Source organism: Undibacterium sp. Tian12W (assembly GCF_049339405.1).
Classification (GTDB): domain Bacteria; phylum Pseudomonadota; class Gammaproteobacteria; order Burkholderiales; family Burkholderiaceae_D; genus Undibacterium.
Genome location: NZ_JBMPPK010000007.1, coordinates 38047 through 64821, shown reverse-complemented (window position 1 = coordinate 64821; position 26775 = coordinate 38047). Strand labels below are relative to the sequence as shown.

Genomic DNA, 26775 nt, shown 5'->3' with positions numbered 1-26775 from the left:
CAAGCTGCTGCCTTCAGCAGCAGCCTGTACGATAAGCGATAAGCGATAATCGATAAACTCAATAAATCAGGATACGCCGCACACTACGCGCGTGCCACCGCCACCCAATACTGCCGGATGATCAGAGTGGTTGTCACCGCCTATATGTATCATCAGTGAGCGACCTTTTAGGTCAGCCAGTTTCAAACGTGGTGCCAGTACAGGCTGGTTGGCATTGCCACTTGCATCGACATACAAAGGTGGTAAATCGCCAGCATGACCATCACCCCAGGGTGTGCCATGGCGATTGCTGTTTTCTGGATCATAGTGGCCACCTGCACCCAGGGCTGCAACCAGCTTGCCATCTTTTTCCTTGGCGCTGCAATCTGCATTCTGGTGTACATGGAAGCCATGCAAGCCAGGTGTCAGTCCTGTCAAAGCAGGCGTAAACACCAGGCCGTATTTGCTTTCAGAGACAACAACCTGCCCCAGTTTGGTACCAACACCAGCTTCACTGACCTGGTTCATGTTCACAGTGACATCCGCCGCTGCGATCAGTGGCAAGGCGCTTAACAAGCAAAAAATTAATTTGGTTTTCATGGTCTTATTACCTTCTTTTACCTTAAAGAAATACAATCAACGCCAACATCGTAACGTATGGAGTGAAAATATACGCGACTGGCATGCGATTGGCAATTTCGGAGCCAGGTTAACAGTGCAGGATTACATGGTGTTACAAACAAAACTGATGATATTGCCCATGAGCAGGCAGGCCCTGGTGTACGCCTCAATACCTCAAATTAGGCCTCAAGAATTTGCCGCAAAGCATGCTGGCCTTTGGGCGTTACACTGACGACCCGTGAATGGGGGATGCGCAGTATCCAGGCTTCTCTGACAAACAAGTTCAACAACTCGGCACCCAGTACTCCCGCCAGATGCGGGCGGCGTTGCGTCAGGTCTATGCAGCAGCGGGCATATATGCGGCGACTCTTTGTGTGCTCAGCGTTTGTCTCAGGCCTTGCAATACCCAGAGCGACGAGCTTTTCACTGCCCAACGTGCTTGGCTTGAAATCCTTGCCATCTGCTTCCAGCCATTTCGCTGTGAGCATGGCATCCAGCAATTGCACAGCCAGTTCCCCCGCCAGATGGTCATAACAAGTCCTTGCATGTAAAAACGGCTTTGGCATGGTACGTACCAAGGCAGGCTGAGGTGGCTGGCTCGATGCTTTCGTGTGAGTTGCTGCACCAAGAACGGCCATGGATTCTATGAGACTCGCAGCCTCAGCACTGGCAATACAAAAATAGCGATGCCGTCCATGTGCCTGCGAGGTTAACAAGCCGCCTTCCACCAACCTTGCCAGATGGGCGCTGGCTGACTGCGCTGATACATTTGCGGCGAAAGCCAGTTCACCTGCAGGACGTGTCGTGCCATCAATCAGTGTCCACAGTATGGCGGCACGTGCAGGGTCTGCCAGCAAAGCCGCAATGCGGGGAATGATGTGAGGTATAGCGTCGGAAATATTTTGCGCATCGTCCATATTTCATCCTGGGCTGAAATGTCGGCATGACATCTTAACCATAATGTACATCACTATCCACAACGAAAGATGAACATGCATATTCCTCACAATATCGGTATCGCCAGCCAGATCGGCAAATACGCTGATGCACAGGAAGTGTCTGGCAATGCAAGATGGTTATTCACTTCGGGCACGCCGGGTCTGGATGAAGATGGCAATTTGCCAGATGACATTACCGGTCAGGCCGACCTAGCCTGGCGTAATATTGTCTGCATACTGGAAAGCAGCAAAATTACGACGGCTGACATCGTCAAAGTGACTCACTATCTGACCAGGGAATCCGACATCGCAGAGTATGTCAAGGTTCGCAGCCATTATCTTGCTGATGCGCGCCCTGCCTCCATGCTGATGATTATTCCTGCCCTGGTCAAGCCAGGCTTTCTGCTGGAAATAGAAGTCATCGCAGCACAATATTGATACTGTCTTGACAACTGCATGCAGCTTGATTGAAGCTGGCGATTTGAATAGCCATGTCCCGGCAAATGCCTGTACATGGCTACATCCATTTATATTTTTATACTGGCGCGATCATATGTCCAGGTAATAACAACGCTGGCTCAATGCAAATTGTATAAGGACATGCAGGACATGCGATTCCTTCATTTGCAGGAACTGATTTCATAATTATTATCGAAATGAAAAAAGTAACGCAGTAAGGCGCAGGTTTCATGCAATTTCAGTCATCTATTCGATTGAATTGCGCTCTAATTCTATTCATGCACTCGCAATTTCACACTATTTAGCTGACAATGCTGCTGATACTTTGCGCGTGGAGAATTGGGTGGAAATTGGGATGGACCTGTTGTTGAGTGTAGGCATAACACTGATTGTCGTTATTTTGCTTTTGCAGGCCGCAACCCTGCTGGTTAGCGCCAACCGCTTACTAAAATTACCATTATGGACACCACGCAAAACACCCTGCCTGCGCACAGCCAGCGGCGGACTTTTACCTATACTTGAAGCAGCCCGTACTGAAATGGAGCAAGCCGGGTTCCGTTATATGCACAGTTGGCGTGAACGTTCGATAATCGCGTCCGAAGATATTCCAGCCAGTTATTGCGATGTCTATCACCATCTGGCGCAAGATGTGCTGGCTGAGGTTTATCCAAACGAGTCGCTGCTTGATTCAAGTCTCTACACAGTTTTTCTATGGAATACCTATGTCGATGGAAAAACCCTGCTGACAATCAATGGTTCTTTGCAAACCAGAATACCTTACCCCTCAAGGGTCAGCGCTATCAGCGACAAGAGTGGCAATCTGGCCGGACAACTGGCAACGCATTTAAATGTACGCGAGCTGATTACCGTACAACGCAGTGACCCTGCCGATGCGCCGGGAATCTCCCAGAACCTGGCCGAACGCTGGCTGGTAAGACTGGAAAGAGAGGGCAAAATATATCAACGCGATCAGCGCGGTGAAGAAAATATTTATGGTTTCCGCCTATGGCCCGCCCTGAAACTGGCGTGGCAATTGCGCAAAGAGAGTACACACAAATCCATGAAATCTCTGTCAGGATCAGACGCAGCCAGCAATTTGGCGAATATTGACGGAGAGAGTTTGAACACCGCACTTCGCTTGCGCGACCGCCATGCTTTCATACGCTCACTATGCACCTTGCGCTCCATGCGGGCACCACGCTGGTATCAATATTCAAGCTTTGCATTGTCTGCTTTGTTATTTCTCGCATTGGGTACCTGGTGGTGGGGTATTGCCGGTGCCATTGTCATTGGCGCTGTCATTGCCTTGCATGAAAGTGGGCACTGGCTGGCAATGAAAATGGCAGGATTTCGCGATGTACAGGTATTTTTTGTACCAGGTATGGGAGGCATCACCAGTGGAGAAAAACATGAAGCCCGTCCTTTGACGCATTTGCTGGTCTATCTGGCAGGCCCTCTGCCTGGCCTGCTATTGTCGCTGGTCGGCATGGCCTTGATATTCAGGGAACCAGGCATACTCAATACGGCATGGGGACCACTTCTGTCGATGGCGACGATGGCATCTTTCATGGTGAATGGATTTAATCTCCTGCCTTTATTGCCACTTGATGGCGGTCGGGTGATAGAGCTTTTGCTCATGGCCCGTTTGCCCTGGTTGCGGTTTTTATTTGCCTTATGCAGTGGCCTTGCCATGCTGGGATATGGCTTATACTCCGGCGACAAGGTATTGGCTGGCATAGGCATGTTTGCGCTCATTGGTGCGCAATTCCAGTACAAATTCGCCAGTGCGGCTGCACTTTTATCCAGGCAAAATGTCAGTGCACCAGGCAAGGAAAAAAACTTTTCTCAAGCAGCGGCTGATTTATTTGATTTTCTGAGTCAAGAAAAATTCAGCAAATGGAGTTACACCAGTAAACTGACTGTGGGTCAAACCATATTGTCGCGTTACCTTGGTGGCCTGCCCGGCTGGAAAGAAAGTAGTGCAGGTATGGCTTTGTATCTGGCCTGCATTATTCTACCGCTGGCCGCCTTGTTTGCCATGTTCTACACTTCACCATCCGTCATGATGAGCATGACTAGCCAGGGTATGTCTGCATTGCTGGCATCAGACGATGCCAGCAAGCCCGTGGCAATCAGCGAGCATGCAAACGGGGATAGCGAACGTTCCTGGCAAGAAGAAAGAATGAAGCAAAGGCAGGAGAGAACCGAGAAAATCTCGGCCGCGCAAGGAAGTGAAAGAGCAGACATACTCAGATCTGTACTGGATGAGGCCAGGGAAGCTGACCCTGAAGATGCTTTGCGTATCGCCAAAATGTATTACGCTGAAAATAATAATTCGTTGCAGCCAACCTATCTGCATGCCGATGCGGCGCTGGCAATGGCAAACGCGATACGTGAATGGTCAGAGCTGGATGACACTGAAAACGCAAAGAAAAACGATACAGACATCGCCAACTATCTGCAGGAAGCAGAAGCCATCCTGCGTGCAAGACTGCGTGAGCAAGGTGAAAGACGTGACGCACGTTTGCTGGCAGAAGTTTTGCAGGCACGCGATATCGATACGGAAAATCCCGCACAACTGAACTTGAAAGAAGAAGTCGTCAACCTGCTTGCAAAAGACAAAAAAGCAGATGACACAGAGTTACTGCAAGCAAGGCAGATGCTGGCGCGCGCCTACTATAAAATAGGCAGGGCTGTAGATGCAGAAAATCAATTGCACGCCGCAGACGATGATTTTTCTTGCGCAAGCAAAGACACGAGCAATATTCTCTGCCGCATGTTAAAAAGAGATCAAGCCTGGCTATTGCTGAATCTCAAGAAACTTGGCCCCACTGAGGACATGCTCAAATCTCTGGCAACCCATACCAGGCAGCAAGCCGGGTTTGACATCGTCGGGCGTGATATCCACGAGATCAAATGGATCATCGCCATGCACCAGAAAGATTACGTTCAGGCCAGGCAGGAAGCCATGGCACTCGCGCAATCACCAGTGCCAGGTACCGGCAACTGGCTGACGGATCTGTTTATGCAACGTGCCCAGCCGATAGATTATCAGCAATCAGAGTTGATGCTAATGCTGATCGAAACCTTGCGCGCGCAAGGAAAACAGGATGAGGCAGGCAAAATTGCCTTACAGTTACAGGAAGCGCAGCGCAAAACGCATGCAGAGTCCGGCAATACCAAATCAGTCAGCAGCGAAATTGCATGTAAAACCCTCATCCAGGGTGACGTCTGGAAAAACCAGTTACTGCAAACCCTGCTCAATATTGAGCAAAGAGAAACCCGGTGCGCGCCCCGTGCCGGCATGGGCCAGATGTCACGTTGAGGCTGGCAAATGAAGCGCCGCCAGGCAGATGCCTGCTGCGCTTCTTCGCTGGGAATAGGTATTGAAGATTTGAATTTCATGAATATCGTTACCAGTGCCCAGTCAATCAAGTTTGAGTTAATCACAGAAAATGACGATGCTGTCCCATCAGAATGGTAGTCACCCCTATACAACGCCTGGTCAGCATGCACCTCAAGAGTCAGGCCCCATCTGACGACAGCGACGACATCCAGCAACCCGCGCTCACTTTATTTACATATAGAAATGGCAAGCGCGTGATACATCATGTGAGCGGATAGAAAAACATCGTAAAGTAATTCAAATGTTCTATCCTGATAGAAATGTGAACAACATCTCTTGTTGATGCAAGACAAGCGGGTGATCAGGCCAGGTCACCTCTGCCTCTGAGGCTGCTTATTTATCAAAGATATCCCACAGGCCAATATCGAGTCTGCCGATGGGCAGACATTGTAGGGGGCAACATGGCTATCCTGCGTTTTTGTATATTCATACTGGGCATTTCCCTGCCATTGTCTTGCTGGTCAGAGATACTGGTCACCGAAGACTATCCCCCTTTCAATATCGTCAATCCCAAGACAGGTGAAGTCACTGGCTTATCCACAGAAAAGGTGCAGGAACTCATGCGCCGTGCCGGGGAGAAATACAGTATCACGGCTTACCCTTGGGCAAGATCGATACAAATGGCGCAAAACAATCCTGACACTTGTGTCTTTTCCACCTCGCGCACGCCAGGCCGCGAGCAGCTCTACAAATGGGTGGGGCCGCTGGTCAAAAACAATTGGGTCATCTTCGCCAGGGCCGACGATACCCGTCACCCCAAAACCCTGGAAGACTTGCGCATATACACCATAGGCTCTTACCGCAATGATGCCATTGCAGAGTATTTTTCACTCAAGGGTTTCAATACCGAACTGGCCAGCACGGATGCCGACAACCCGCGCAAGATGCTGGCAGGACGCTTTGATTTCTGGGCCAGCGGCGAATTGCTGGGCTGGGAAATACTCAAGCAACAAGGCCTGACCAAGATGGTAGTCCAGTTGTTCACCTTTAATCAGACCGAGATGTACCTGGCTTGCAATACCACGATGTCACAAGCGAAAATTGAAAAATGGAACCAGATCTTGAAGGAGATGGATAAGGATGGCACCAGCGCTGCCATAGAAAAACGATACAAGTAGATCTTCATGAAATTTGTTTCCAGGTGAGAAGCATAGGAGGCATATTAGGCAGTGTAAAATCAAAGTCGCAAAAAACTCACGAATTTATCCTGCATGAAAAAAATCTTATTGCTGTTGGCGTGCTTGCTACTCAGTCTGACGTGTTGGGCCGCTGACCCACGCTTCACCTTCATCACTGTAGATACGGAACATGAGGAGTTGCAGTTATTCTTGCGCGATGAAGCTGGCAAGGGATACAGGCGCTTTGAGCAACTCAAGAATTCACTGACAGCACGCAACAAGCAACTGCTGTTCGCGATGAACGCTGGCATGTACCATGCAGACTACTCACCTGTAGGTCTGTTTGTACAGAATGGAGAACAGGTCTCTGCATTGAACTTGAGCAGTAACTGGGGAAATTTTTTCCTGAAACCGAATGGCGTTTTCCTGCTCAAAAAATCAGGTCCGCAGGTTGTTGAATCCTCGGAATACCCGGCACTGGCCAAGGATGTTTTACTGGCGACCCAGTCTGGCCCGCTACTGCTGAGAAACGGCATAATACATCCCGCATTCAAACCTGATTCAAATTCACGCCTGAAGCGTAACGGTGTTGGCGTCATCGGCAGTAAAGCAATATTTGTGATCAGCGCACAGCCTGTCAATTTTTATGAGATGGCGATATTTTTTCGCGATACGCTGCACTGCCCAGATGCCCTGTATCTGGATGGCAGTATCTCTGGCATTTATTCAGTGGAACTCAACAGGAATGATGGGACGGTAGATTTGGGGCCGATCATCGCGGTAGTGCGTTGATTAGTGCGTTGATGTTCCTTACTCACTCTACCTTACCTGCCCTGTGCTATGTAGGGCTGCAACGCACAGCTTGATCATTTATCACCATACCTATGAAAGTAGGTATGGCTGATCTCCAGCAATTCGTCAAAACTCAACTTCAGGGAGTTGGCTGAAATGACGACCGCGCTACCGCAGAGCTTGTAATTCATGCGGTTCAGCATGCGCTTGAACATGCCACCAGCCATGATATAGCGCTCGGGCTCGCGCACCCTGATGACCAGGGTTTTCTGGTTTTGCATTTCAAAAATACTGAATCCAACAACTTCAGACCAGGGTACAAAGCCCGCGGCAACGGCACTGCTGTTATCAAGTAAGCCAGCTGAATTCAATATCAGACCCGGTCTGTTATCCAGCAATTTTCTGGCACCAAACACGGCACAAAGCCCAAAAAGCAGGATAGCCACCACACCTATGCCATGCATCATGACAGGATTGTTATAACGGCTATGTGCTTCAATATCAGCAGCATCCAATTGCACCATCCAGATGCCCATTACGACAAACAGGATGGAGCCGACAAACAACAGGCGTAATTTGCTCTTACTTAAAGCGATGCGCTTTTCGTCTTCGACATTCAAATCATGGTTCATCAGTGCACCTTATTTATAAGCAGATTTATAAGCACATTCACAAGCAGATTTAAAAGCAGATTCAGGAGCAAGTCAGCAGTAGAGAGCAAAGCATTTTTTCATCAAGCTACTGCTTATTGACTTGCCTTATTGCCTGAAGCAGCAGGGGCAAGACTGTCAGAATCCAGCAATTCAGCCGTCGTCAGAATGCCTACACTGACAATGTCGTAGCCTTCTACACCTTCACAACGAATGGAACCCTCAGTGCAAAAACGGATGTCGCCAAAACGGCTTTGGCCAGGGTAGTAAAACAGCATCATGTCACCAGCACGATCTATATACATCGCACGATTCAATATCTCTTCGGGGAATTTACCTTGCGTTGCTGCCAGCAACCATTCACGCAAGTGGGGAATCGCCGCCACAGCGACCTCATGTGTCTGTTTTTTATGCGGACCGTGGAAACCAAGGCGCGTGCGAGAGAGAGCCTTGCCTGCCAGCATTTGTCTTTTCACACCGGCCATGAAAATGATGGCACATGAAGAAAAACAATTTCCCTGAACTGCCGTATTGATTTTATTGGCAGCGATAAGTTCAGCGATGGCATAACCCGCCTTCAAATCGCCACCAGGGCTCTCACTCAAAACAACTTGTTTGACCACACCTTTTTCAAGATGTTTGCGAAAGCGCTCAGCATCATCTGGTTCAACACCACCAAACAAGATCAGGGTTTCATACGAACGCACCATGCTCATCGCAGAAACATGAGCTGAAAAGAAAGTACTACATAGTGCCAAGAATAACAAAATTATCCGGGAATTCAATTTCATATACCTATCATCTTCATTGTAAGAGTTACTTCGATTCATGTATCAGACCTATCCAGAGCAATCCCTGGTGAAAACCAAGCTTGCATACAAGCAAAAAGGATTTACTTTTCGGCATCTTATTATTTAAAGCAGTTTTTGCGCAAATTAAAATCACTTCTTAAAGTGAGAAAACTGTACCCTCGACTGAAATAAACAAGCATTGCTTTGCACATGGGCAATTTTCTGGATTAAAAACTGAACAAATGCGTGAATGCATAATTAAAGATCATCACAATTGCCTGATTAGAACTTTTCTGCTAAGTTTTGAATGCGCATTTAAAACTAATTGCTTCTGCATAAGCAATCATCCCAGGATAAGCCATGTTTGATCACGTCAAATTCGGAGTCAGTGACTTCACTGCGAGCAAAACCTTCTTCCTTAAGGCATTGGAACCCTTAGGCGTAAAAGTAATAGCCGAGGGGATACCAAGCTACGGAGTCGAACTTTGTGCCAATGATGAAGTGTCATTGTGCCTGTATCAAACCGATGAAAAACCTGCCCATCTTCACCTGGCCTTTAAGGCAGAAAGCAGGCAACAGGTGGAAGATTTTTATCGTGCAGCACTTGAGGCCGGTGGCAAAGACAATGGCCCTCCCGGTCTGCGTTCACAATATCAGGGTAGATATTATGCGGCTTTTGTGATTGGTCCTGATGGTCACAATATTGAAGCGGTTTACCACGAGCCTGAGGCTTAAGCTTCCCATGTCACCCAGTATTTTTACCAGTTTTAGCCACTGATGGCCATTATAGTAAAAAAACATTAACGAAAATATACAATTTTAGGGAGCTTCTGGAATTTTTCAAATAGCCAAGAAGGCCTGGAAAGCCTGACAGTACTTAGCTTTACGATGATTTGCGAGAATTCGCAATTAGGTGACTGGTCCCGCCGACAGGAATCGAACCTGTATCTTACGCTTAGGAGGCATACGTTCTATCCATTGAACTACGGCGAGACACGGTGAGAAATGCCCGGATTTGCTTGTGCATTTCTCAATCAGCCCGCCATCTTACCTGAGCTTGGGCCAACAATCAATTCAGCAGATGAGTTTAGGTGCCCCCTAGCGTACAATACTGCTTTTCTCCAATTTATGTCCGCGCATCTCCATGATGCCGGTTCCACAGGGTTTTATGGCAGTTATCTCATTAAGCGATGCCCAATTGGCATTCGGTCACGTTGCTCTGCTCGACCACGCAGAGTTTTCCATAGAAGCAGGCGAGCGCGTAGGCCTGATCGGGCGCAATGGTACAGGCAAGTCTTCTTTGCTGAAGATTATCGCCCGCACGTCCAAGATTGATGACGGCTTGCTGGTCATGCAGCAAGGCATACAGATCGCCTATGTTGAGCAAGAACCGCAATTTGACATGGAACTCAGCGTGTTCGACGCGGTGGCATCCGGTCTGGGTGAGCTGCCTGCCCTGTTGCAGGAATATGAAGCACTGACTGGCCAGTTTGGCGGTGACAATGATGATGCCCTGATGGAGCGCATGCATGACATACAGGTAAAACTGGATGCGGCTGATGCCTGGAGCCTGGGTAACAAGGTAGAAACCACGCTGGACAAGTTGAACCTGTCAAAAGATGCGATCATGGGCACTTTATCGGGCGGTATGAAAAAGCGCGTGGCTCTGGCTTGTGCCTTGGTCAGTGCACCTGATGTCTTGCTGCTGGATGAACCAACCAATCACCTGGATTTTTCATCGATACAATGGCTGGAAGCTCTGCTGAAAGACTTTAAAGGCAGCGTGCTGTTCATCACCCATGACCGTAGTTTTCTGGATAATGTAGCGACCCGCATCTTAGAACTGGATCGTGGCAAACTGACTTCTTTCCCAGGCAATTTTACGACTTACCAGACCCGCAAAGCAGATCTGCTGGAAAATGAAGAAGTAGAAAACGCCAAGTTTGACAAATTTTTGGCGCAGGAAGAAATCTGGATACGCAAAGGCGTCAAGGCCCGCCGCGTACGTGACGAAGGCCGCGTCAAGCGCCTGGAACAGTTGCGTTTGCAACGCAGCGCCCGTCGTGATCAACAGGGCCAGGTCAAGCTGGATGTAGGCTCTAGCGAACGCTCAGGCAAGATCGTGGCAGAGCTGGAAAACGTCAGCAAACGCTTTGGCGAGAAAGTCATCATTGATGATTTCTCCAGCATTATTTTGCGTGGCGACAAGGTTGGCCTGATAGGCCAGAATGGTGCCGGTAAAACTACCCTGCTGAAACTGATTTTGGGCCAGGATCAACCAGACAGCGGCACCATCAAGCAAGGCAGCAAATTGCAGATCGCTTACTTTGACCAGATGCGCGCGCAACTGGATGAAGAAGCCAGCCTGGCGGACACGATAGCCCCGGGTAGTGACTGGGTAGAAGTCAATGGCCAGCGCAAGCATGTGATGTCTTATTTGGGTGACTTCTTGTTTGCGCCAGAACGCGCACGCTCACCCGTTAAATCATTGTCAGGTGGTGAACGCAACCGCCTGTTGCTGGCCCGTTTGTTCGCCAAACCAGCCAACGCACTGGTGCTGGATGAACCGACCAATGATCTGGATATCGACACGCTGGAGTTGCTTGAAGAATTGCTGGAAGAATATACTGGCACAGTTTTCCTGGTCAGCCATGACCGCACCTTCCTCGACAATGTGGTGACACAAGTTATTGTCGCTGAAGGCGAAGGCCAGTGGCGTGAATTTATTGGTGGCTACACCGACTGGGAACGCTATCGCAGCACAGTGCCGATCACCAAAGCAGCGAAGACTGAGCAAAAACCAAGCGTGGCAGCAGTATCGACCATGAGTGCACCGGCCGCAGCCAAGCCGAAAAAACTCAGCTACAAAGAGCAGCGCGAACTGGAAGAATTGCCCAAGCTGATCGCTTCTCTCGAAGCCGAGCAGGCATCCATCACCGAAAAACTGGCCGATGCCAATCTGTATAAAAACGGCCCGGAGCAAGCCAATCTCTTGAATGCGCGTCATGCTGAAATTGACGAGCAATTGCTTGAAGCACTGGAAAAATGGGAAGTGATAGAAGCACGTAGTAAAGGCTGATTATCCATAGCACACAGCATCCCTCGCAACTGCAAGGGATGCATTCAACAGGGTGCGCCATGCGCACCACCTCCTCCTCTCAACTCCTTCCCCCTCTAAGTCCACTCTGTCAGCGAAGATTTTTCATCCCGGTTACCATAGCTGGATGATATATTTTATGCGTTCTTGATGCATGATTTCATGCATACTATAAGAAGGAGTAGTCATGACAAAAGTCGCCAAAATAGCATTGGTCACAGGTGGTAGTCGCGGCATAGGTGCAGCTACGGCACAGCAACTGGCCGCTGCCGGTTATGCCGTCTGCATCAACTACCTGCACAATCATGAAGCTGCACAGCAAGTCGTGCAAGAGATAGAGGCGCAAGGTGGTACGGCGATTGCCCTGCAAGCTGATGTTGCCAATGAAACAGAGGTCGTACGCCTGTTCAATGAAATAGATGCGCGGCTTGGCAAGCTCGATGCGCTGGTCAATAATGCAGGCATACTCATGCAGCAATGCCGCCTGGAAGACTTGACGGCAGAGCGCATCAACCGCTTGCTCAGCACCAATGTCACCAGTTATTTTCTATGCTGCCGCGAAGCGGTGAAACGCATGTCAACCAGGCACGGTGGCAAAGGCGGCGCCATCGTCAATGTTTCTTCAGCCGCGGCACGTCTTGGTTCCGCTTTTGAATACATTGATTATGCGGCGACCAAGGGGGCGATTGATACCCTGACCAAGGGTTTGTCGGTAGAAGTGGCGGCTGAAGGCATACGTGTCAACAGCGTGCGGCCTGGTTTGATACACACCACCATGCATGCAGATGGAGGCGAGGCGAACCGGGTAGAAAGACTGAAAACCAATGTCCCCATGTTGCGCGGCGGTGCACCGGAAGAAGTGGCGTCAGCCATCAATTTTTTGTTGAGTGATGCGGCTTCTTATATCACCGGCAGTTTTGTTGATGTGTCTGGCGGGCGGTAATGTTATTGCGAGGCGTTTCGTAAAGATGTCATTGCTGCCAGCGCCTGCTCCCAGGCCAGCAGTTGTGCGGGTGGCTCTTCAAAACGCAAGCCCAGCAATTCAAATGGGTTTACTGTTAAGCGCCCGCGCTTGAATTTCATTTTGACCAGTAGCTCAGCATGTGGCTCAACATGTAGCGCATCACTTGCGTAAAATACATGTGAAAAATATGCGCATTTTTCATCTGCATGCATGATGCGCGTCTCTACCCGCACTCGCTGGAAAATGTGTATGGGTTTCATGAAACTGGCCAGTTGCGATACATTGACAAAAGCCGTTCCGCTACTCAGCATGGGACGCAACAAAGCGGTTTTGATGACAAAGTCCAGTTGAGCAGATTCTGCGAGCTGGAAGTATTTGTCACTCTTCAACGTCCTGATGCCGGTATCCCATGGCGTGATCCAGAAATACGAAGTAATAATATCACCTGCAGTAGCAGTTGCAGCTGCGCGGCGGCGGACTATGCAGTAAGCAAACAGGGCCAGTATGACCGTCAGGAAATTACGGATAAGTCCAGACACGGGCACGTCCTTTCACCGGATTGGGGATTTTGCATCATAACCCGGCAAAGGCTTTCATTGCACTGCTGCGCTAATTCACATCGCTGAATTTTACTGACCGCCCTCACGCAGATAGGGGGCAGAGTCCAGCGACAGAGCTCGCTTGACCTGGTGCGTAATCTCATCGGCAAACACTTCTTCCCTGCCCTGCGCTATTGCCTCCACGACCTGTAATGCAACTTGCTGTGGAGTAGATTTTGGCATCGCTACATGTTGCGTCATATCGGTATCGATGAAGGCGGCATGTACGCCAACGACCAGCGTACCCTGCGCCCGTAATTCATTGCGCAAACCATTGGTCAATGACCAGGCTGCAGCCTTGGATGCGCTGTAACCATTGATGCCAGCGAGGTTAATCCAGCTCAGGACCGAGAGCATATTGACCAGTGCACCGCCACCGTTGGCTTTCAGCACAGGGGCAAAAGCCTGGCTCATTGCCAGCATGCCAAAGAAATTGGTGTCGAACTGCGTACGTATGGCAGCCACGCTGTCGCTGGCAAGAAATGGTGATGGCTGGGCAATGCCTGCATTGTTGATGAGCAGGTTCACATCACCACAAGCCTGGGCTGCGGCCAGCACCTGCTGCTGATCGGTGACATCCAGCTGTATGGGATGGAGACCGGGCAAAGTAATTTGCGCAGGGTTCCTGGCCGCTGCATAAACCTTTTTGACGCCCGCATCCAGCAAGGCCTTGGCAAATGCCAGACCTAAACCGCGATTAGCACCAGTAACGAAGGCGACAGTATTCTTGAGTTCCATGATTAATCCTTTTGATGAATGAGTTTGACAGCTAAATTCGACAGCTAAGTTCGACAGCTAAGTTTGATAAATAAGTTTGACCGCAAAGGTTGAAAACTAAGTTGGTAAACAAGCTTGATAAATCAGTTTGATTGGATAGCGTTGCAGGCGAGACCGTCAAAAGCTTGCTTTTCCCCTGTTTGAAATCAATCAAGTTAATTAGATTATGATCGTCATATTTTTAGATGTCAATCATCATTTAAATAAATTTCAAATGCTGATTGTAAAAAACTGATCAAAGAATGTTACGTAATTTACAAAAATCAGGGGCCTCCCTGCCTCTACAGCTCACCACTGTGCCGGGCAGGATGCTAAAGTAATGAATCTTTATCTCTCTGCATTGGTTAATCAGCATGCGCCCCGCTCTCTTTATTTCACTCGCTATCACCCTGTCACTGCAAGCCGTGCTCATCGCTGGCAGTAGCTTGCCTGGCCAGGCCCAGGCGCAAAACCTGTATCGCTGTGGCAGCACGTATCAGGACAAACCTTGTGATGGCGGGCAAGGTCAAATGATCAAGAAAAACCCCAGCCCTTCTACCTCGGACAAACTGCCTCTCGATGCCAATTGCGTGCGCCGTGGCGAAGAAGCGAAGAAAATGATCTGGTACAAGGAAGGCGGCGCATTGCAGGACAGAATGCTGTCTGAAGCCAAGACTGCCGAGCAGCGCAGAATTGTTGCTGATGTTTATGCCATGAAGGGCAATGCCAATGACGTACGCATGAAAATCGAAAGTGATTGCATGGCTGAAAAAGAAGCCGAGCGCAAATTTGGTCCACGCGCGAGTGAAGATGAGGCCAGCCGCCATCAGGCTGCTGAGCGCAAGGCAGTGACTGGTGAAAACTCAAAAGACAGCAGCAAGCCAGATCCTGCCGAAGCTGCCCGCAAGCAAAAGCAGTGCGATGAACTACGCAAGCAAATCAATGCCTTGCGTAATGCCCAAAAAGCAGGTGGAACGGCACAGGACATGGAAACACAGGCCAATAACAAGCGCGACACTGACACCAGCTTGAAAGAGCTGGGCTGTACAAAGTAGTATGCGTGCCTGGCCTTGAGCGTGCCTAAGCGAGCTTAATAGTGCTGACCAAACACTTCAGCCGTAGTACGCACCATGATGCGGCTATTGGCTGGAGTCGCAATATTCGACCAGACCCAGTTGTGATGCTCGACTATTTTTTCGGCTTTCATGTGAGGTCTGTCACCAGTCGTATGTGCATCAGACAGGGCAATCGCATCAAAACCATGCGATGCGGCAGCACGGATTGTCGTATCGACACAAAACTCTGTCGTCAAACCACAAACAATCAGCGTTTGTGCACCGGTGACTTTTAAATGTGTATCCAGTCCGGTACCAGCAAATGAATCGCAGGCAGTTTTATCGACGAAAACATCGCCAGGTGCAAATGGCAGTTCGGGTATGACTTCCCACCCTGCAGAACCAGCCAGCGCTTCGTCATTGGCATGACGCACAAAAATCACCTGACCACCATGCTCACGGGTATGCTCTACTGCGCGCTGTATGCGCTTGATGACGTTTACCTTGTCAAAACGCCGGGTTTGACCATGTAACCAGGCATTTTGCATATCGATAATCAGTAAGGTATTCATTGTAGCAAAGCCTAAAAGCACTATATGGCATAAAGCAATATGATACTGCGGATATGGTAACCCGGTGCAGCAACGCTAGGCCTGTTCAAGCTGTGCTGCCAATTGTGCCGTAGTATCCAGGACCAGTAATGCATCTTCGATAACTTTCTGCGCACTATCACCCTCTCCGGCAATTGCACTGACTATCAGCCGTGCACTGAGACAGACGCGGAGTGCACTAACGGGCGTTTGCTGGCGAACGCCGCACAGCACTGGTTGCCCTAACTGCATATGTTTTTCTTTTTGCAAGCGCCTGTATACCAGCATGGTTTGCTCACGATTAAGAAAATGCTGGCCGCTGGCATCCTTGATTAAAAAGGAGAAGATGCTCGGTAACTGGTCCCAGGACACATTTTCATGCAAAGCACCGCGTTCAGGAATGACCATGGGTAGCAAAGCCAGATGAGCGCTATGTTTAAAATAAGACTGGATGGCATGTCCAAATTGCAGGAAAAAACGATGGATGGCAGTTTCCGGCAGTTGCCGGAACGCACGTAATTCAGCGAGCGCCGCCACCCAGCGCAGTAGCAAACCTGTATTGACTTGCCTGCCCAGCTTGTATGCCCCTAGCCAGTCACGCGGCCAGTCGGCACGGCTGGAATAAGCTTGCAAAGCCAGCGGCAAACTCAATGATTTGAGTTTTTTTGCTACTGGAGCAGGAACAAACAATGCACCAGAAAAGCTGGGGCCACTTAAAAATTTGGAGCCAGTAACTGCAACCAGAAAACCTTGCTGCAAATAGGCATTCAGGCTGATATTGGAAATGCGGAACTGGCAGGCATCTACCATGACATGAAAATTGTGGCGATTCCGCATGCTTAAACCCGTGGCAACATCGATAGCAGGTGCAATCATACCAGTCTTGCTGACATCTGCCAGCACCAGCATGACCTGCCTGTGCTGGGCAATTGCCACCTCAGTCAATGCTCTCACCTCTGCATCAACCTCTTGCAAATTGCGCGCACTGCCGTCGCTATCTCTGATGCTTACCGTGCGCAATTCTGTGGGTATGGTGTCAGGGATGTTTTCGCCTGCAGTGACTGTGACATCAAGAGCAGAACGGTTGCTGAAATGCTGCCCGCTTAAAGCGGCTGGTACCGAGCTGCCTGTTTCACCTGGCTCGACCATGATCACCAGCATGGGCAAGGCAGACTGACTGGCTTGTGATGACAAGGCCAGCATTTGCGCGGCAATCAAATGCAGGTCGGTACCTGAGGCGGCGAAGACGATATCAGTCGCTGCCAGGTCGGCAGATTTACCCTCCCCTGTTAACCCACATAATTGCTTTAACTCTTGCCTGACAAGTTCAAGCTCATGTTCTGCTAACGAGTAAAATTCTGCATCAGCATTGACGGCTGCCAGTTTTTGATAAACAGCGTCAGCAGCAGAACGTGCCATATCAGAGATCGTTGATGCAGTCGCAGAACCAAAGGCCAGCGACAAGCTGTCTGGCACTATGCCGCACCCGTATTTATTATAGCCATCATCATCCAGGGCGATACGCGCATCGCCACCACCTGTCAAAAGCTGATCGAACGATGGGAATGCGGTATGAGTTTTATTTGACATGGTTAGGCATGGACTTGCGCAATCCGGTACAGGCTAGCCTTGATAGGCTGGCGACATTCTGGCTGTCTTGATCAGCAAATCCCTGAATGCGGCAAATAATTTTTGCATCGGTTCCTGCTTATAGGGAAACATATCGACCGGGTCCATCGCATGCACAATCATGTCGCTATCGACTTCAAAAATCAGTAGCTTGCCATCCTGGGTTTCACCACAGTCTATGCCGACATAATCAAGGTCCAGGCGTTTGAATATTTCTGCAAATGCTGTTGCATGCCGGGGTACAAAATCTTCATCAAAGCTTTGCATGAAGCGTGCTTCTTCATCCCGTTTTTCTGCGCTGTCTGTCATGCCGGCGTTCAAGTAATGGATCATCCAGTGTTTGGAAATACCCATGTGCGAAATGAAGGGTTTACCGTCAATCAGGATAATGCGGTACTTCCTGAACTGGCCATCTGCAAGAGTGCGGTAATCGACAAAGCGGGCAATATAAAACTCTTCACTAGGTACGGCTTGCAGATAATCCGGCACATCTTCAGCCGACAATACTTTGCGCAAGCCATGGCCCGCATGTGAACCCAGCGGACGGGCGATGATGGGAAAATCATCGCCACCCAAAATACTGCTGACAGCCACCTCGCCACTGCCTATCTGCTCCAGCGTTTGACGGCTGATGCGGGCGGATGTAGGCATGGCAACACCTGGTGCATCTTGCAGCAGGGCGCAGGCGCGGTCACGGCCCAGGTGGGTGATACGCTCAGGCGCGTTCAGTACCGGTGTGGGCCAGGTCTGGATAATCTCTTGCAGGTCAAGCAGCAAGCTATTCTTGTCATCGGCCTCACCCACAGCAACAAACATGACGTCATGTGGTGGCACTTGCTCGACTGCGGGTATGCCTGCGCCTACATATAACAAGTCAAGTGCGATATCGGAATCTTCAACCAAAAATTCAAGCGGGGTATTGGCCATCAGGTCGCCGTCTGTCATGAGCGCCAGCAAGCGCAAGGCAGGCTCGCGGGTCGTGGGGACAGAATACAATGGCTGCAGGCGCAATGCCTCCATCTGAGTGGACAAGGCCGCATCACGATGACCGAGCAAGATCAATACCGTGGCCAGGTTCATGAGTGCATGCGCGTCATGCGGATGCTCTCCTGCATAAGCGATCAATTCTGTCCCGAGTGGCTTTAAATCACCACCAGAAAAAGCGATGCGCATCAGAGGAGCCAGGCCTATCAATTTACTTTGCGCTGGCTTGTTTTCTGCAACAAGGGATTCGTCGATATTGGTCATATTCTCAATCACCTGAATTATGAATTTGCTCGCCTATGGCGAGAGTTGCATTGAGCAAGGCGTCAATATCGGCAGAGGTAGTTCTGTGATTGACGATTGCCGCGCGTATGGCAAGCCGCTTGTTGATGATGGTGGTGGATGGTGCTGCTATACCTGACTCTTGCAAAGCCATGACGATGCTGGCATTGAGCGCATCACCCGCCTCATCACTGAGTCCATCAACACGATAGCGAAAACAGACGATATTCAAGGCAACCGGTGCCATCAATTCAAATTTTGAATTCGCCAGGATACTGGCTTTAAGATACTGCCCCAGCTCGCAGGTGTGGGCAATCATCTGGCCCAGGCGTTCTGCGCCGTATACCTGCAAAGTGAACCAGGTTTTAAGCGCCCTGAAGCCGCGTGATAAATCAGGGCCAAAATCACAGGGCCAGGGTGAGCCACCTGCCAGGCCTTTGCTCTCACGCCGCAAATAACTGGCTGGCGTGGCAAAGGTCGCATAATGGGCATCACTGTCACGCACCAGAATAAAACCGGCGTCATAAGGTACTTGCAACCACTTATGAAAATCAAAGGCAATAGAATCAGCTCGTTCTATGCCAACCAGGCGTGCAGCAATGACGGGAGATAGCATACCCAGAGCACCAAATGCACCGTCTATGTGGAACCATAATTTTTCAGTGCTGGCTACATCTGCCAGGGCCTGTAAATCATCAATCGCGCCAACATCCACTGAACCGGCAGTACCTACCAGCATGAATGGCGTCAATCCCGCTGCGCGGTCTGCCGCGATTGCTGCCTGCAATGCGCCAACATACATCTCAAAGCTGGCATTCATGGGAATAACGCGCAAGGCGTTTCTACCCATCCCTGCCATGTCCATGGCCTGTGCTACGCAACCGTGGGCGCCTGCTGAGGTATAAGCCACCAACCGTTCAGGAAAAGCCGTGAGCCCTTGATGCCTTACCTCTGCACCCAGAGTGCGCGCCCGCGCTACCAGTACGGCAATGAAGTTCGCCATCGACGTACCAGTAACAAACAGACCACTGGCAGTATCCGGAAAATGAAATAGCTCGCTGACCCAGCGGGTTATCTGGCGCTCGACCTCTATCGGTATATGATCACGCCCGCCGAGATTGGCATTCAGACCCGCTGCCAGCATCTCTGCCAACGTACCCACGGGGTTGCCACCTCCCTGCACCCACCCCATAAATCCAGGATGGCTATTGCCTACCGAATACGGCAAGATATTTTCCATGAATTGTTGATGCACGTCACCGAGCTCAGCCGGCGCAGTTGGCAAACCGGACTGGAACTTTGCGCGCACTTCATCGGGTATCACTTGCCAGACCGGGCGGTCGCGTATGTGTTCTGCGTAATCAAGGATATCGTCCAGCATGCGATGTCCCTGCGCACGCAGGGCCTGCCAGTCATCCGGGTCCAGTGAGTTCTTTGGCGGTACGGTCATTCAGATATCCATCCGTGAATAATTGCAGCATAAAGACAAGAAGCGTCTAAGCTTATTCACATTATGGATGAGCGGATGGAAAATGAAGTGTCGAATAAAGCAAATTTTGCTGCTTTATTGATGCAAACGAATAGTTCAATAGCAATAAGTGGCCTAAAGGCAACGCTTTATCTACCCCCTACTTATGTCCAGAGCTTAGGGGGAGTATTCTCAATTACCGAGGTACTCAGCAAATAACTGTTTTCTGGAGCGGGATCGTGGGCTGGACCAGTAATCTGCCACTTCCATGATAATTTCATCGCCAGAACGGATGCTCAATCGATAAGGCTTGCCCATCATCACGCTATGCACATACATGGCAAAAGCCTCGGCAAAATCATCATAGGCATTGGTTGCGGCATACAGGCTGGAAAAACCGGTTTTTTCCAGCGCATTGTAAATGCCGGGAATTAAATCTCCCGCAACCTGCTGATCGCTATAGAAGTGCAAGTTCTTGCGGTGTTCGAAATCATGTCTGAGCAAGGGAATGATGTCGCCATTCATGGTGATTTGCCAGGACAGACTCAAGAAACTATACTCTTCAGTCGATTTGAATTTTTGCGAACCTATCCACCAGTCGGGTAAAAATTCGCTATTGGCCGTCAGCACATGACCAAATTCATGCAAGAGCAAAAACTGCATGGCATTTTTACGGTTATCGTTTTCCGCAGCTTCAATTTGCAGATGGACTTGAAAAGCTGAGTGTGACAAAAACGGCGTATTTTCTTTCCAGCTAGCCCAGTCATTGGCAGTGCGGCCTAAAAAAGCGTCGGCATCCATCAGGGTCACCAGGCCCAGTATCTGACCATCGGGGCCCGCGACAACGTCGGTTACCGCAGATGAACCAAGGCCACGCCCAAGATAGACACCTAGCAGGGGTTTATCCAAAAGCTGCAACACAACAGGTGGCATATCCGCTATCGCTGCGCGGATATCATTTAAAAAATCGGGATTCAATTCAACTTGCGCAGGCAATTGGTCAGCAGAAGTGCAGTTATTCACTTTTGCAACATAGGCCAATAATTCTTCAGGTGCTTTACCTATCCTGTCGGGGAGGGGAAGATTTGCTTGCTTTAACCAGTATTCAACGTCAGAGCTGACAATCACTACTCTTTATCCATTCATGCATGGTCGTTCAACAAAACACCTTTTTTACCTTCCAGATCACGGGCTATCGCCAACACTTCTCTGGAGGGAATTTGTCGCAATACGACCTTGGTCTCATTATCAACAATCTGCACCACCACTTTGCCAGAATCATTGTCCAGATTGAGATTAACGCTTTTATTCAAACCTATGGCACGGTTAATCTGATCGACAGAGTTCTTGAGTTCTTTGGCAGAAATGTCACTTTGGGGCTGGTTATCTTTGCTGACGGCAACTTTACTGGCCTCAACAACTGCCGGCGCAGATGCCGCTTTAGCAACAACTGGTGCAGCCTTGACATCTTGCCGGGTATCAACACTGACACTGCCAGTGGCCCCACCTGCTATTTGATTGATGCTCATTTTGCTCTCCAGCCCTAAATTAAACCACGTGACGGATTACCGCATATTGTGTATTACGGTCGATTTTGTCAAAAGTTTAGGTTTATTCTTGAAAGTAGCTTAATTTAATAGGTGCTTAGTGTGAACAGATATGTGAGCAGACATGTGAGCAGATGTAAGCAAGCGTTTGGCCTACCCCATAGAATTATATTAAATATAACATTATAAAAAGTCAATGTTTTATTTTCATCAAACCGGACCGACGTTGTTCATAACAATAAGTCATTCATTTCTGCACTGGAAAACAAGTCGATCAATCCGTCAGCCACTGCCCTTACCCTGGGTGAACGGCGTACATCATCATGCATGACCAGCCAAAGTTTTCTGCGCAGAGGGCAAGCCTGATGCTCAATACGGTGCAGTTCGCGGTGACTCTGGCGCAAATAATGCGGTAATACGGTTACGCCAAGACCTGCCGCCACGCATTGAGCCAGCACCATTTGGTCATTACTGCGCAGCATGACTTTGCGCTGCGCCAGATAATCTTCCAGCCATTGATGATGGGGCGTTGCAGAGTTTTTTTCATAGGCGACAAATTCCCAATCTTCTTCCTTGCGCTTTTTCAGATAGGTTTTGCTGGCGTACAGGCCATACCCTACGCTGGCCAAGGGCTTAATGACCAGACCCGCGGTTTGTGGGCGCGCCATTCGTAAAGCGATGTCTGCCTCGCGCTTGCCGAGACTGACCTGATGGCGCTCTGCCTGTAACTCCAATTCCACGCCGGTCAAGCTGGCGCAGAGTTTTTTAAGCTGGGGCGCGAGCACAAAAGTCGATAAACTGGGCGGTGCAGAAATACGCACTATGCCTTCCATTTTGCTGGTACTGAGCGCCTTTCTCTCAAAATTGAACCAGCGCTCTTCCACTTCCCGTGCATGAGTGACCAGGTCATGTCCTTCTGTGGTCAGTTGCCAGCCGCGCACCAGTCTGTCGAACAGACGCAACTTGATCGCCGCCTCTAGCTTATCAATACGCCGCGCAACCGTCGTATGCTCCACCTGCAGGCGGCGCGCAGCCCCGGTCAGTGTACCGCAATCGACCAGTGCCAAAAAATAGCGTAAATCATCCCAATTCATCATGGTGCAATTATGCACAGTCCAGGCGAATTTTTCAGTAATTTTCTTTCTGACCACGTTTGATTAAGCTGCAAGCCAGACAAACAGACATAGGGTCTGAACAATAGGTGATGAGAGAACAAGAGAGAAAATATGCAAGCCATACAAATTTTTTCACAAGGTGGGCCAGCAGTGCTAGAGGTGCGCGACCTGCAAAAACCCACTCCAAAAGAAGGTGAAGTCCTGGTACGCGTCGATTACGCCGGCATCAATTACGCTGATGTGTATCAGCGCAATGGACAAAACCCGGCTTCCCTGCCCTTCATACCGGGGGCAGAAGGTGCGGGCACGGTGGTCGAAAGCAATGCGGAACTAACACCCGGCACTAGGGTGGCCTGGCTGTCACAACCCGGCTCTTATGGCGAATACCTGGCTATTCCAGCATGGAAGCTGATCGCCTTGCCAGCAGAAGTCAGCACGCAGGAAGCCGCAGCGGCCATGCTGCAAGCCGTCACCGTGCAATATCTGACCGAGACCAGTTATCGCGTGCAATCTGGCGATACCGTGCTGGTGCATGCTGGCGCCGGCGGAGTTGGTTTATTGCTGACCCAGATACTGAAACATAAGGGTGCAATCGTTATCAGCACAGTATCAAGTAAACAGAAAGCAGAGCTGGCCAAAGCCGCTGGAGCAGATCACGTTATTTTGTATACGGAGACTGACTTTGTTGTGGCGACCATGGAGCTGACTCAGCAAAAAGGTGTGCATGTGGTGTATGACTCAGTCGGCCTGACTACTTATCTGGGCAGCATGGCGGTCTTGCGTCCTTTGGGCAGTCTGGTCTTGTTTGGCCAGTCCAGCGGGAATGTGCCACCGATAGACCCCATGCACTTGTGCCGCCAGGGCTCACTGTTCTTCACGCGTCCCACCCTCGCCCATCATATTGCTGACGCCGAAGGCCTCAAGTACCGTAGCCAACGGGTTTTGGGCTGGTTGCGCGAAGGCGTATTGCGCTTGCGCATACATCAGGTTTATCCACTGGAGCAGGCTGCCAGAGCCCATACAGATCTGGAATCACGCCAGACGACAGGCAAATTACTGCTGGCAATCAGTGACACAGCAAAAAATGAACAGCAAGGGAAATGACATGAAAATCGCAGTTAAAACCTCAATGAAAACCCAAATTAACAACGTCATCGCTGTGATTTGCCTGCTGGCCCTGAGTCTGCCAGCCAGCGCTTTCACCGAACAGGAAGTTGATAAGAATGAGCAGGCACAAAAATACCTGGCAGGTACCTGGACATTGTTGGCTGCACCAGAAATTCGCGCCGACGGCAGCCGTGGCGAAACCTTTGGGCCAAATCCGCAAGGCTTGCTCATCATTGATGGCACTGGTCGCTATTCACTACAAATCTACAAATCCGAACGCAGCAAATTTGCCGCAGGCGACAAACGCAAAGGTACGGAAGCAGAATACCGCGCTGCCGCCCTCGATACCAGTTCACATTATGGTCGCTGCTTCATTGATACCGAGAGAAATGTGTTGGTCTTCAAAGTAGAACATGCATCCTTCGCTAACTGGGATGGTAGTGAGCAGGCCCGGCAGTTTGAGTTAAAGGATGACGTACTTAGCTATCGCGTACCCGCCGGCGCTAGCGGCAATGGCACAACTGCTATCTCCACCTGGAAAAAGCTGCATTAGCCAAGTTGCCTTAACCATTTATTTTCCACAACAGTTTGTGGTAAAGCATCTTTGATGAGAGGTCGCAAGCGCTAATGCACTTGACTTAATATCAACTCCATGCGATTGTCCAAGCTCCAAAAAAATTAAAGTGCATGGGAAAAACACAAGCATGGATAACTTTCAAAACAATGACTTTTCAGTAAGTCAGCAATCATCAGGTAGCACGCTGCAACTTGAGTTCAGGGGAAGTGGCAGCGAATATTTCCGTATCTGGATAGTTAATTTATTACTCACGATAGTCACGCTGGGTATTTACTCAGCCTGGGCCAAAGTACGTCGCAACCGCTACCTGTATTCCAGCACGCATCTGGGTGGCAGCAGTTTTGAATATCATGGTAATGCCATTGCCATACTCAAGGGTCGCATCGTCGCTTTCGTATTTGTCTTTGGGTATCAACTGGCATTCAGATTCTCTGTGCCCTTGGGCTTTGTAATGATGTTGATGATGGTTGCAGTCATGCCCTGGCTGGTCTGGAAAAGCTTGCAGTTTAAACTGTATAACTCCAGTTACCGTGGCATACGCTTTGGCTTTCGTGGCACAGCAGGACAGGCATATAGCACCTTTTTGCTGTGGCCACTGCTGGCAGGCATCACTTTGTATTTACTGGCACCAGTCCTGCATCAACGCCTGAAAAGATTCCAGCATAGCGAAAGCCGGTTTGGCAGTACGCATTTTTCTTTCAATGCAGGCGTTGGCCAGTTTTACTGGGCCTATCTGGTTGGTATAGGCATCCTGCTGGCAGGCGTTATCGTCATTTGCATAGGTTTTGGCAGTACAGTAATGGCATTGTTTGCCGGCGGCCATGGGGACAAATTTGATGTTGCTGCAGCAGCCTCATTTGGCCTTTTCATCTTCGTCCTGTATATGTGGATGTTTGCAATTTACCCTATCTTCCTGACCTTGCTGCAAAACCTGATCTGGAACCATACCAAACTCGGTGATCATCAGTTCAAGAACAATCTGCAATGGGGTCGCATGACTTTTATTGCCATCACCAATATACTTGGTATTGTTTGTACTCTGGGCCTGTTTATCCCGTTTGCACAAATTCGCTCCCTGCGTTACCGTGTTGAAAGCCTGCAACTGGAAGTCAATGGCAGTCTGGACGATTTCATCGCCGAAACACAAGAACAAGTCAATGCAACTGGCGAAGGCATGGCTGATTTACTGGATTTTGATTTATCTCTATGAACAAAGTTGCCGCCATCTATTTTGATGGCAAAACCTCGCGCCTGCACCAGGTTGAATTTTCGGTGCAGGGCGATATCGCCCAGGTATGCGAAGCCAGTAATACACTGCATGCATCAGTTATACGCAGTTGCCCGCTGTCAGAATTGCGGGTATCTGAGCGTACCCGGCATGCCCCGCGCAAGGTCACCTTCAGCGATGGCGCCTACCTGGAAATCAATGATCATGCCAGCTTCAATGCCATACTTGACAGTACTGGCTACCAGGATTCTGCCGTGGTTCAATTGCAGCAGAGCTGGACAGGCACGCTGGCAGCTCTCGCCGCTGTCATCGTTACCCTGACCCTGGGTTATATCTATGGCTTGCCTGCAGCTGCCCGGGTAGTGGCGTTTTCCGTCCCGGTATCAGTAGAGCGCAAGCTGGGTGACGGGGTGCTGGAATTTTTTGACAAGCATATATTCCAGCCTTCAAAATTGCCTGCCGCCAAACAGGCTGAATTGCGTGAACGCTTCCAGCGCTTGCGCCCACCACGTGAAGGCAGCCCCAAATATCAGCTGGTGTTTCGCAAAAGCAAGATAGGCCCGAATGCCTTTGCCCTGCCATCTGGCGACATCATCGTCACCGATGAAATCATTGCCCTGATGAAGGACGACGACGCTGTCATGGGCGTGCTGGCACACGAGCTTGGGCATTTGCACGAACGCCACATGACACGCCGCATCATACAAAGTTCTGCAGTAGGTGCGATCGCTACTTTGCTGTTTGGTGATGTGTCAGCAGTGATCGCCAATATACCGACCCTGATGCTGGATATGAAGTCTTCGCGCGACGCTGAAACTGAAGCGGATGACTACGCCATGCAAATGATGGATGCCAATGGCATAGCCCGTGAACACCTGGCAGCAGCTTTTGAAAAGCTCGAAGCCCTTGCTCCTGGTGTATCACCTTACATCTCCAGCCACCCCTCTGGCAGCGAACGCGTCATGCGCATACGCGGCAATAATTGAGGACAGCAATTGAAATAAGCTCAAGACCGCGACTGAC

The 26775-nt window shown here is 49.8% G+C and carries 25 protein-coding genes and 1 tRNA gene; 12 read left to right on the top strand and 14 right to left on the bottom strand.

The genetic code is table 11. The annotated features are described in order from the left end of the window. Nucleotides 1–66: 66 nt before the first annotated feature. Both sodC and ACO0LI_RS10285 read right to left on the bottom strand, forming a co-directional pair. Complete coding sequence (gene sodC / locus ACO0LI_RS10290; RefSeq protein ID WP_423032486.1) at nt 67–579, bottom strand: superoxide dismutase [Cu-Zn] SodC; 513 nt, start codon at nt 577–579, stop codon at nt 67–69. A gap of 200 nt (nt 580–779) precedes the next feature. After that, entirely contained in the window at nt 780–1517 is a 738-nt protein-coding gene (locus ACO0LI_RS10285; RefSeq protein WP_423032485.1) for an ArsR/SmtB family transcription factor, read from the bottom strand. A gap of 75 nt (nt 1518–1592) precedes the next feature. Between ACO0LI_RS10285 and ACO0LI_RS10280 the strand changes: the two genes are divergently transcribed. From ACO0LI_RS10280 to ACO0LI_RS10265, 4 genes are all read left to right on the top strand, one after another. After that, nucleotides 1593–1976, top strand: a complete 384-nt coding sequence (locus ACO0LI_RS10280; RefSeq protein ID WP_423032484.1) for a RidA family protein — start codon at nt 1593–1595, stop codon at nt 1974–1976. Between the two features lie 376 nt (nt 1977–2352). After that, on the top strand, nt 2353–5322 hold the full coding sequence (locus tag ACO0LI_RS10275; protein ID WP_423032483.1) for a site-2 protease family protein: 2970 nt from the start codon (nt 2353–2355) through the stop codon (nt 5320–5322). Nucleotides 5323–5804: 482 nt separating this feature from the next. Beyond that, a complete protein-coding gene (locus ACO0LI_RS10270; RefSeq protein ID WP_423032482.1) occupies nt 5805–6521 on the top strand; it encodes a substrate-binding periplasmic protein in 717 nt (238 codons plus the stop codon). A 93-nt stretch (nt 6522–6614) separates the two neighbouring features. Next, nucleotides 6615–7313, top strand: coding sequence for a phosphodiester glycosidase family protein (locus ACO0LI_RS10265; protein ID WP_423032481.1), 699 nt, complete (start codon nt 6615–6617; stop codon nt 7311–7313). A 74-nt stretch (nt 7314–7387) separates the two neighbouring features. On the opposite strand, the gene ACO0LI_RS10260 is transcribed toward ACO0LI_RS10265, so the two are convergent. Both ACO0LI_RS10260 and ACO0LI_RS10255 read right to left on the bottom strand, forming a co-directional pair. Beyond that, nucleotides 7388–7945, bottom strand: a complete 558-nt coding sequence (locus tag ACO0LI_RS10260; RefSeq protein ID WP_423032480.1) for an STM3941 family protein — start codon at nt 7943–7945, stop codon at nt 7388–7390. Between the two features lie 113 nt (nt 7946–8058). Continuing rightward, nucleotides 8059–8679 carry an ATP-dependent Clp protease proteolytic subunit gene (locus ACO0LI_RS10255; RefSeq protein WP_423032479.1) on the bottom strand — a complete coding sequence of 207 codons (621 nt, stop codon included), beginning with the start codon at nt 8677–8679 and terminating at the stop codon, nt 8059–8061. A gap of 435 nt (nt 8680–9114) precedes the next feature. On the opposite strand from ACO0LI_RS10255, the gene ACO0LI_RS10250 reads away from it, so the two are divergent. Further along, on the top strand, nt 9115–9489 hold the full coding sequence (locus ACO0LI_RS10250) for a VOC family protein (RefSeq protein ID WP_423032478.1): 375 nt from the start codon (nt 9115–9117) through the stop codon (nt 9487–9489). A gap of 183 nt (nt 9490–9672) precedes the next feature. Here the strand turns inward: ACO0LI_RS10250 and ACO0LI_RS10245 are convergent. Next, nucleotides 9673–9747 (bottom strand) — tRNA-Arg (locus ACO0LI_RS10245). 175 nt (nt 9748–9922) lie between these two features. Between ACO0LI_RS10245 and ACO0LI_RS10240 the strand changes: the two genes are divergently transcribed. Both ACO0LI_RS10240 and ACO0LI_RS10235 read left to right on the top strand, forming a co-directional pair. Then, the gene (locus tag ACO0LI_RS10240; RefSeq protein WP_423032477.1) at nt 9923–11833 is read left to right on the top strand and encodes an ATP-binding cassette domain-containing protein; all 1911 of its coding nucleotides are present in this window, start codon (nt 9923–9925) and stop codon (nt 11831–11833) included. A 205-nt stretch (nt 11834–12038) separates the two neighbouring features. Continuing rightward, the gene (locus ACO0LI_RS10235) at nt 12039–12794 is read left to right on the top strand and encodes an SDR family oxidoreductase (protein ID WP_423032476.1); all 756 of its coding nucleotides are present in this window, start codon (nt 12039–12041) and stop codon (nt 12792–12794) included. Between the two features lie 2 nt (nt 12795–12796). Here the strand turns inward: ACO0LI_RS10235 and ACO0LI_RS10230 are convergent, their stop codons facing one another. Together ACO0LI_RS10230 and ACO0LI_RS10225 are read right to left on the bottom strand one after the other, a co-directional pair. Then, complete coding sequence (locus ACO0LI_RS10230; RefSeq protein WP_423032475.1) at nt 12797–13354, bottom strand: hypothetical protein; 558 nt, start codon at nt 13352–13354, stop codon at nt 12797–12799. 90 nt (nt 13355–13444) lie between these two features. Then, nucleotides 13445–14152: an SDR family oxidoreductase gene (locus ACO0LI_RS10225; protein ID WP_423032474.1), complete on the bottom strand. Its 708-nt coding sequence runs from the start codon at nt 14150–14152 to the stop codon at nt 13445–13447. Between the two features lie 392 nt (nt 14153–14544). Between ACO0LI_RS10225 and ACO0LI_RS10220 the strand changes: the two genes are divergently transcribed. After that, the gene (locus ACO0LI_RS10220) at nt 14545–15225 is read left to right on the top strand and encodes a hypothetical protein (RefSeq protein WP_423032473.1); all 681 of its coding nucleotides are present in this window, start codon (nt 14545–14547) and stop codon (nt 15223–15225) included. 35 nt (nt 15226–15260) lie between these two features. On the opposite strand, the gene ACO0LI_RS10215 is transcribed toward ACO0LI_RS10220, so the two are convergent. The 7 genes from ACO0LI_RS10215 to ACO0LI_RS10185 all read right to left on the bottom strand — a co-directional run bounded on the left by ACO0LI_RS10215 (nt 15261) and on the right by ACO0LI_RS10185 (nt 22822). Then, a complete protein-coding gene (locus ACO0LI_RS10215) occupies nt 15261–15797 on the bottom strand; it encodes an isochorismatase family protein (RefSeq protein ID WP_423032472.1) in 537 nt (178 codons plus the stop codon). A 75-nt stretch (nt 15798–15872) separates the two neighbouring features. After that, entirely contained in the window at nt 15873–17405 is a 1533-nt protein-coding gene (locus ACO0LI_RS10210; protein ID WP_423032471.1) for a hypothetical protein, read from the bottom strand. 33 nt (nt 17406–17438) lie between these two features. Further along, entirely contained in the window at nt 17439–18692 is a 1254-nt protein-coding gene (locus ACO0LI_RS10205; RefSeq protein ID WP_423032470.1) for an ATP-grasp domain-containing protein, read from the bottom strand. 4 nt (nt 18693–18696) lie between these two features. Further along, nucleotides 18697–20160, bottom strand: coding sequence for a pyridoxal phosphate-dependent decarboxylase family protein (locus tag ACO0LI_RS10200; RefSeq protein ID WP_423032469.1), 1464 nt, complete (start codon nt 20158–20160; stop codon nt 18697–18699). A 210-nt stretch (nt 20161–20370) separates the two neighbouring features. Continuing rightward, nucleotides 20371–21306, bottom strand: a complete 936-nt coding sequence (locus ACO0LI_RS10195; RefSeq protein ID WP_423032468.1) for a hypothetical protein — start codon at nt 21304–21306, stop codon at nt 20371–20373. A 14-nt stretch (nt 21307–21320) separates the two neighbouring features. Next, nucleotides 21321–21707 carry a flagellar protein FlaG gene (locus ACO0LI_RS10190; protein ID WP_423032467.1) on the bottom strand — a complete coding sequence of 129 codons (387 nt, stop codon included), beginning with the start codon at nt 21705–21707 and terminating at the stop codon, nt 21321–21323. Between the two features lie 248 nt (nt 21708–21955). Further along, the gene (locus ACO0LI_RS10185) at nt 21956–22822 is read right to left on the bottom strand and encodes a LysR family transcriptional regulator (RefSeq protein WP_423032466.1); all 867 of its coding nucleotides are present in this window, start codon (nt 22820–22822) and stop codon (nt 21956–21958) included. Nucleotides 22823–22951: 129 nt separating this feature from the next. Between ACO0LI_RS10185 and ACO0LI_RS10180 the strand changes: the two genes are divergently transcribed. The 4 genes from ACO0LI_RS10180 to ACO0LI_RS10165 all read left to right on the top strand — a co-directional run bounded on the left by ACO0LI_RS10180 (nt 22952) and on the right by ACO0LI_RS10165 (nt 26738). Continuing rightward, on the top strand, nt 22952–23944 hold the full coding sequence (locus ACO0LI_RS10180; RefSeq protein ID WP_423032465.1) for a quinone oxidoreductase family protein: 993 nt from the start codon (nt 22952–22954) through the stop codon (nt 23942–23944). A 1-nt stretch (nt 23945) separates the two neighbouring features. After that, nucleotides 23946–24500 (top strand): lipocalin-like domain-containing protein, encoded by a 555-nt coding sequence (locus tag ACO0LI_RS10175; protein WP_423032464.1) that lies wholly within the window; start codon nt 23946–23948, stop codon nt 24498–24500. Nucleotides 24501–24651: 151 nt separating this feature from the next. Beyond that, nucleotides 24652–25734, top strand: coding sequence for a YjgN family protein (locus tag ACO0LI_RS10170; RefSeq protein ID WP_423032463.1), 1083 nt, complete (start codon nt 24652–24654; stop codon nt 25732–25734). After that, nucleotides 25731–26738, top strand: a complete 1008-nt coding sequence (locus ACO0LI_RS10165) for a M48 family metallopeptidase (protein WP_423032462.1) — start codon at nt 25731–25733, stop codon at nt 26736–26738. Before ACO0LI_RS10170 ends, ACO0LI_RS10165 begins: the two co-directional genes overlap by 4 nt. Nucleotides 26739–26775 lie beyond the last annotated feature (37 nt).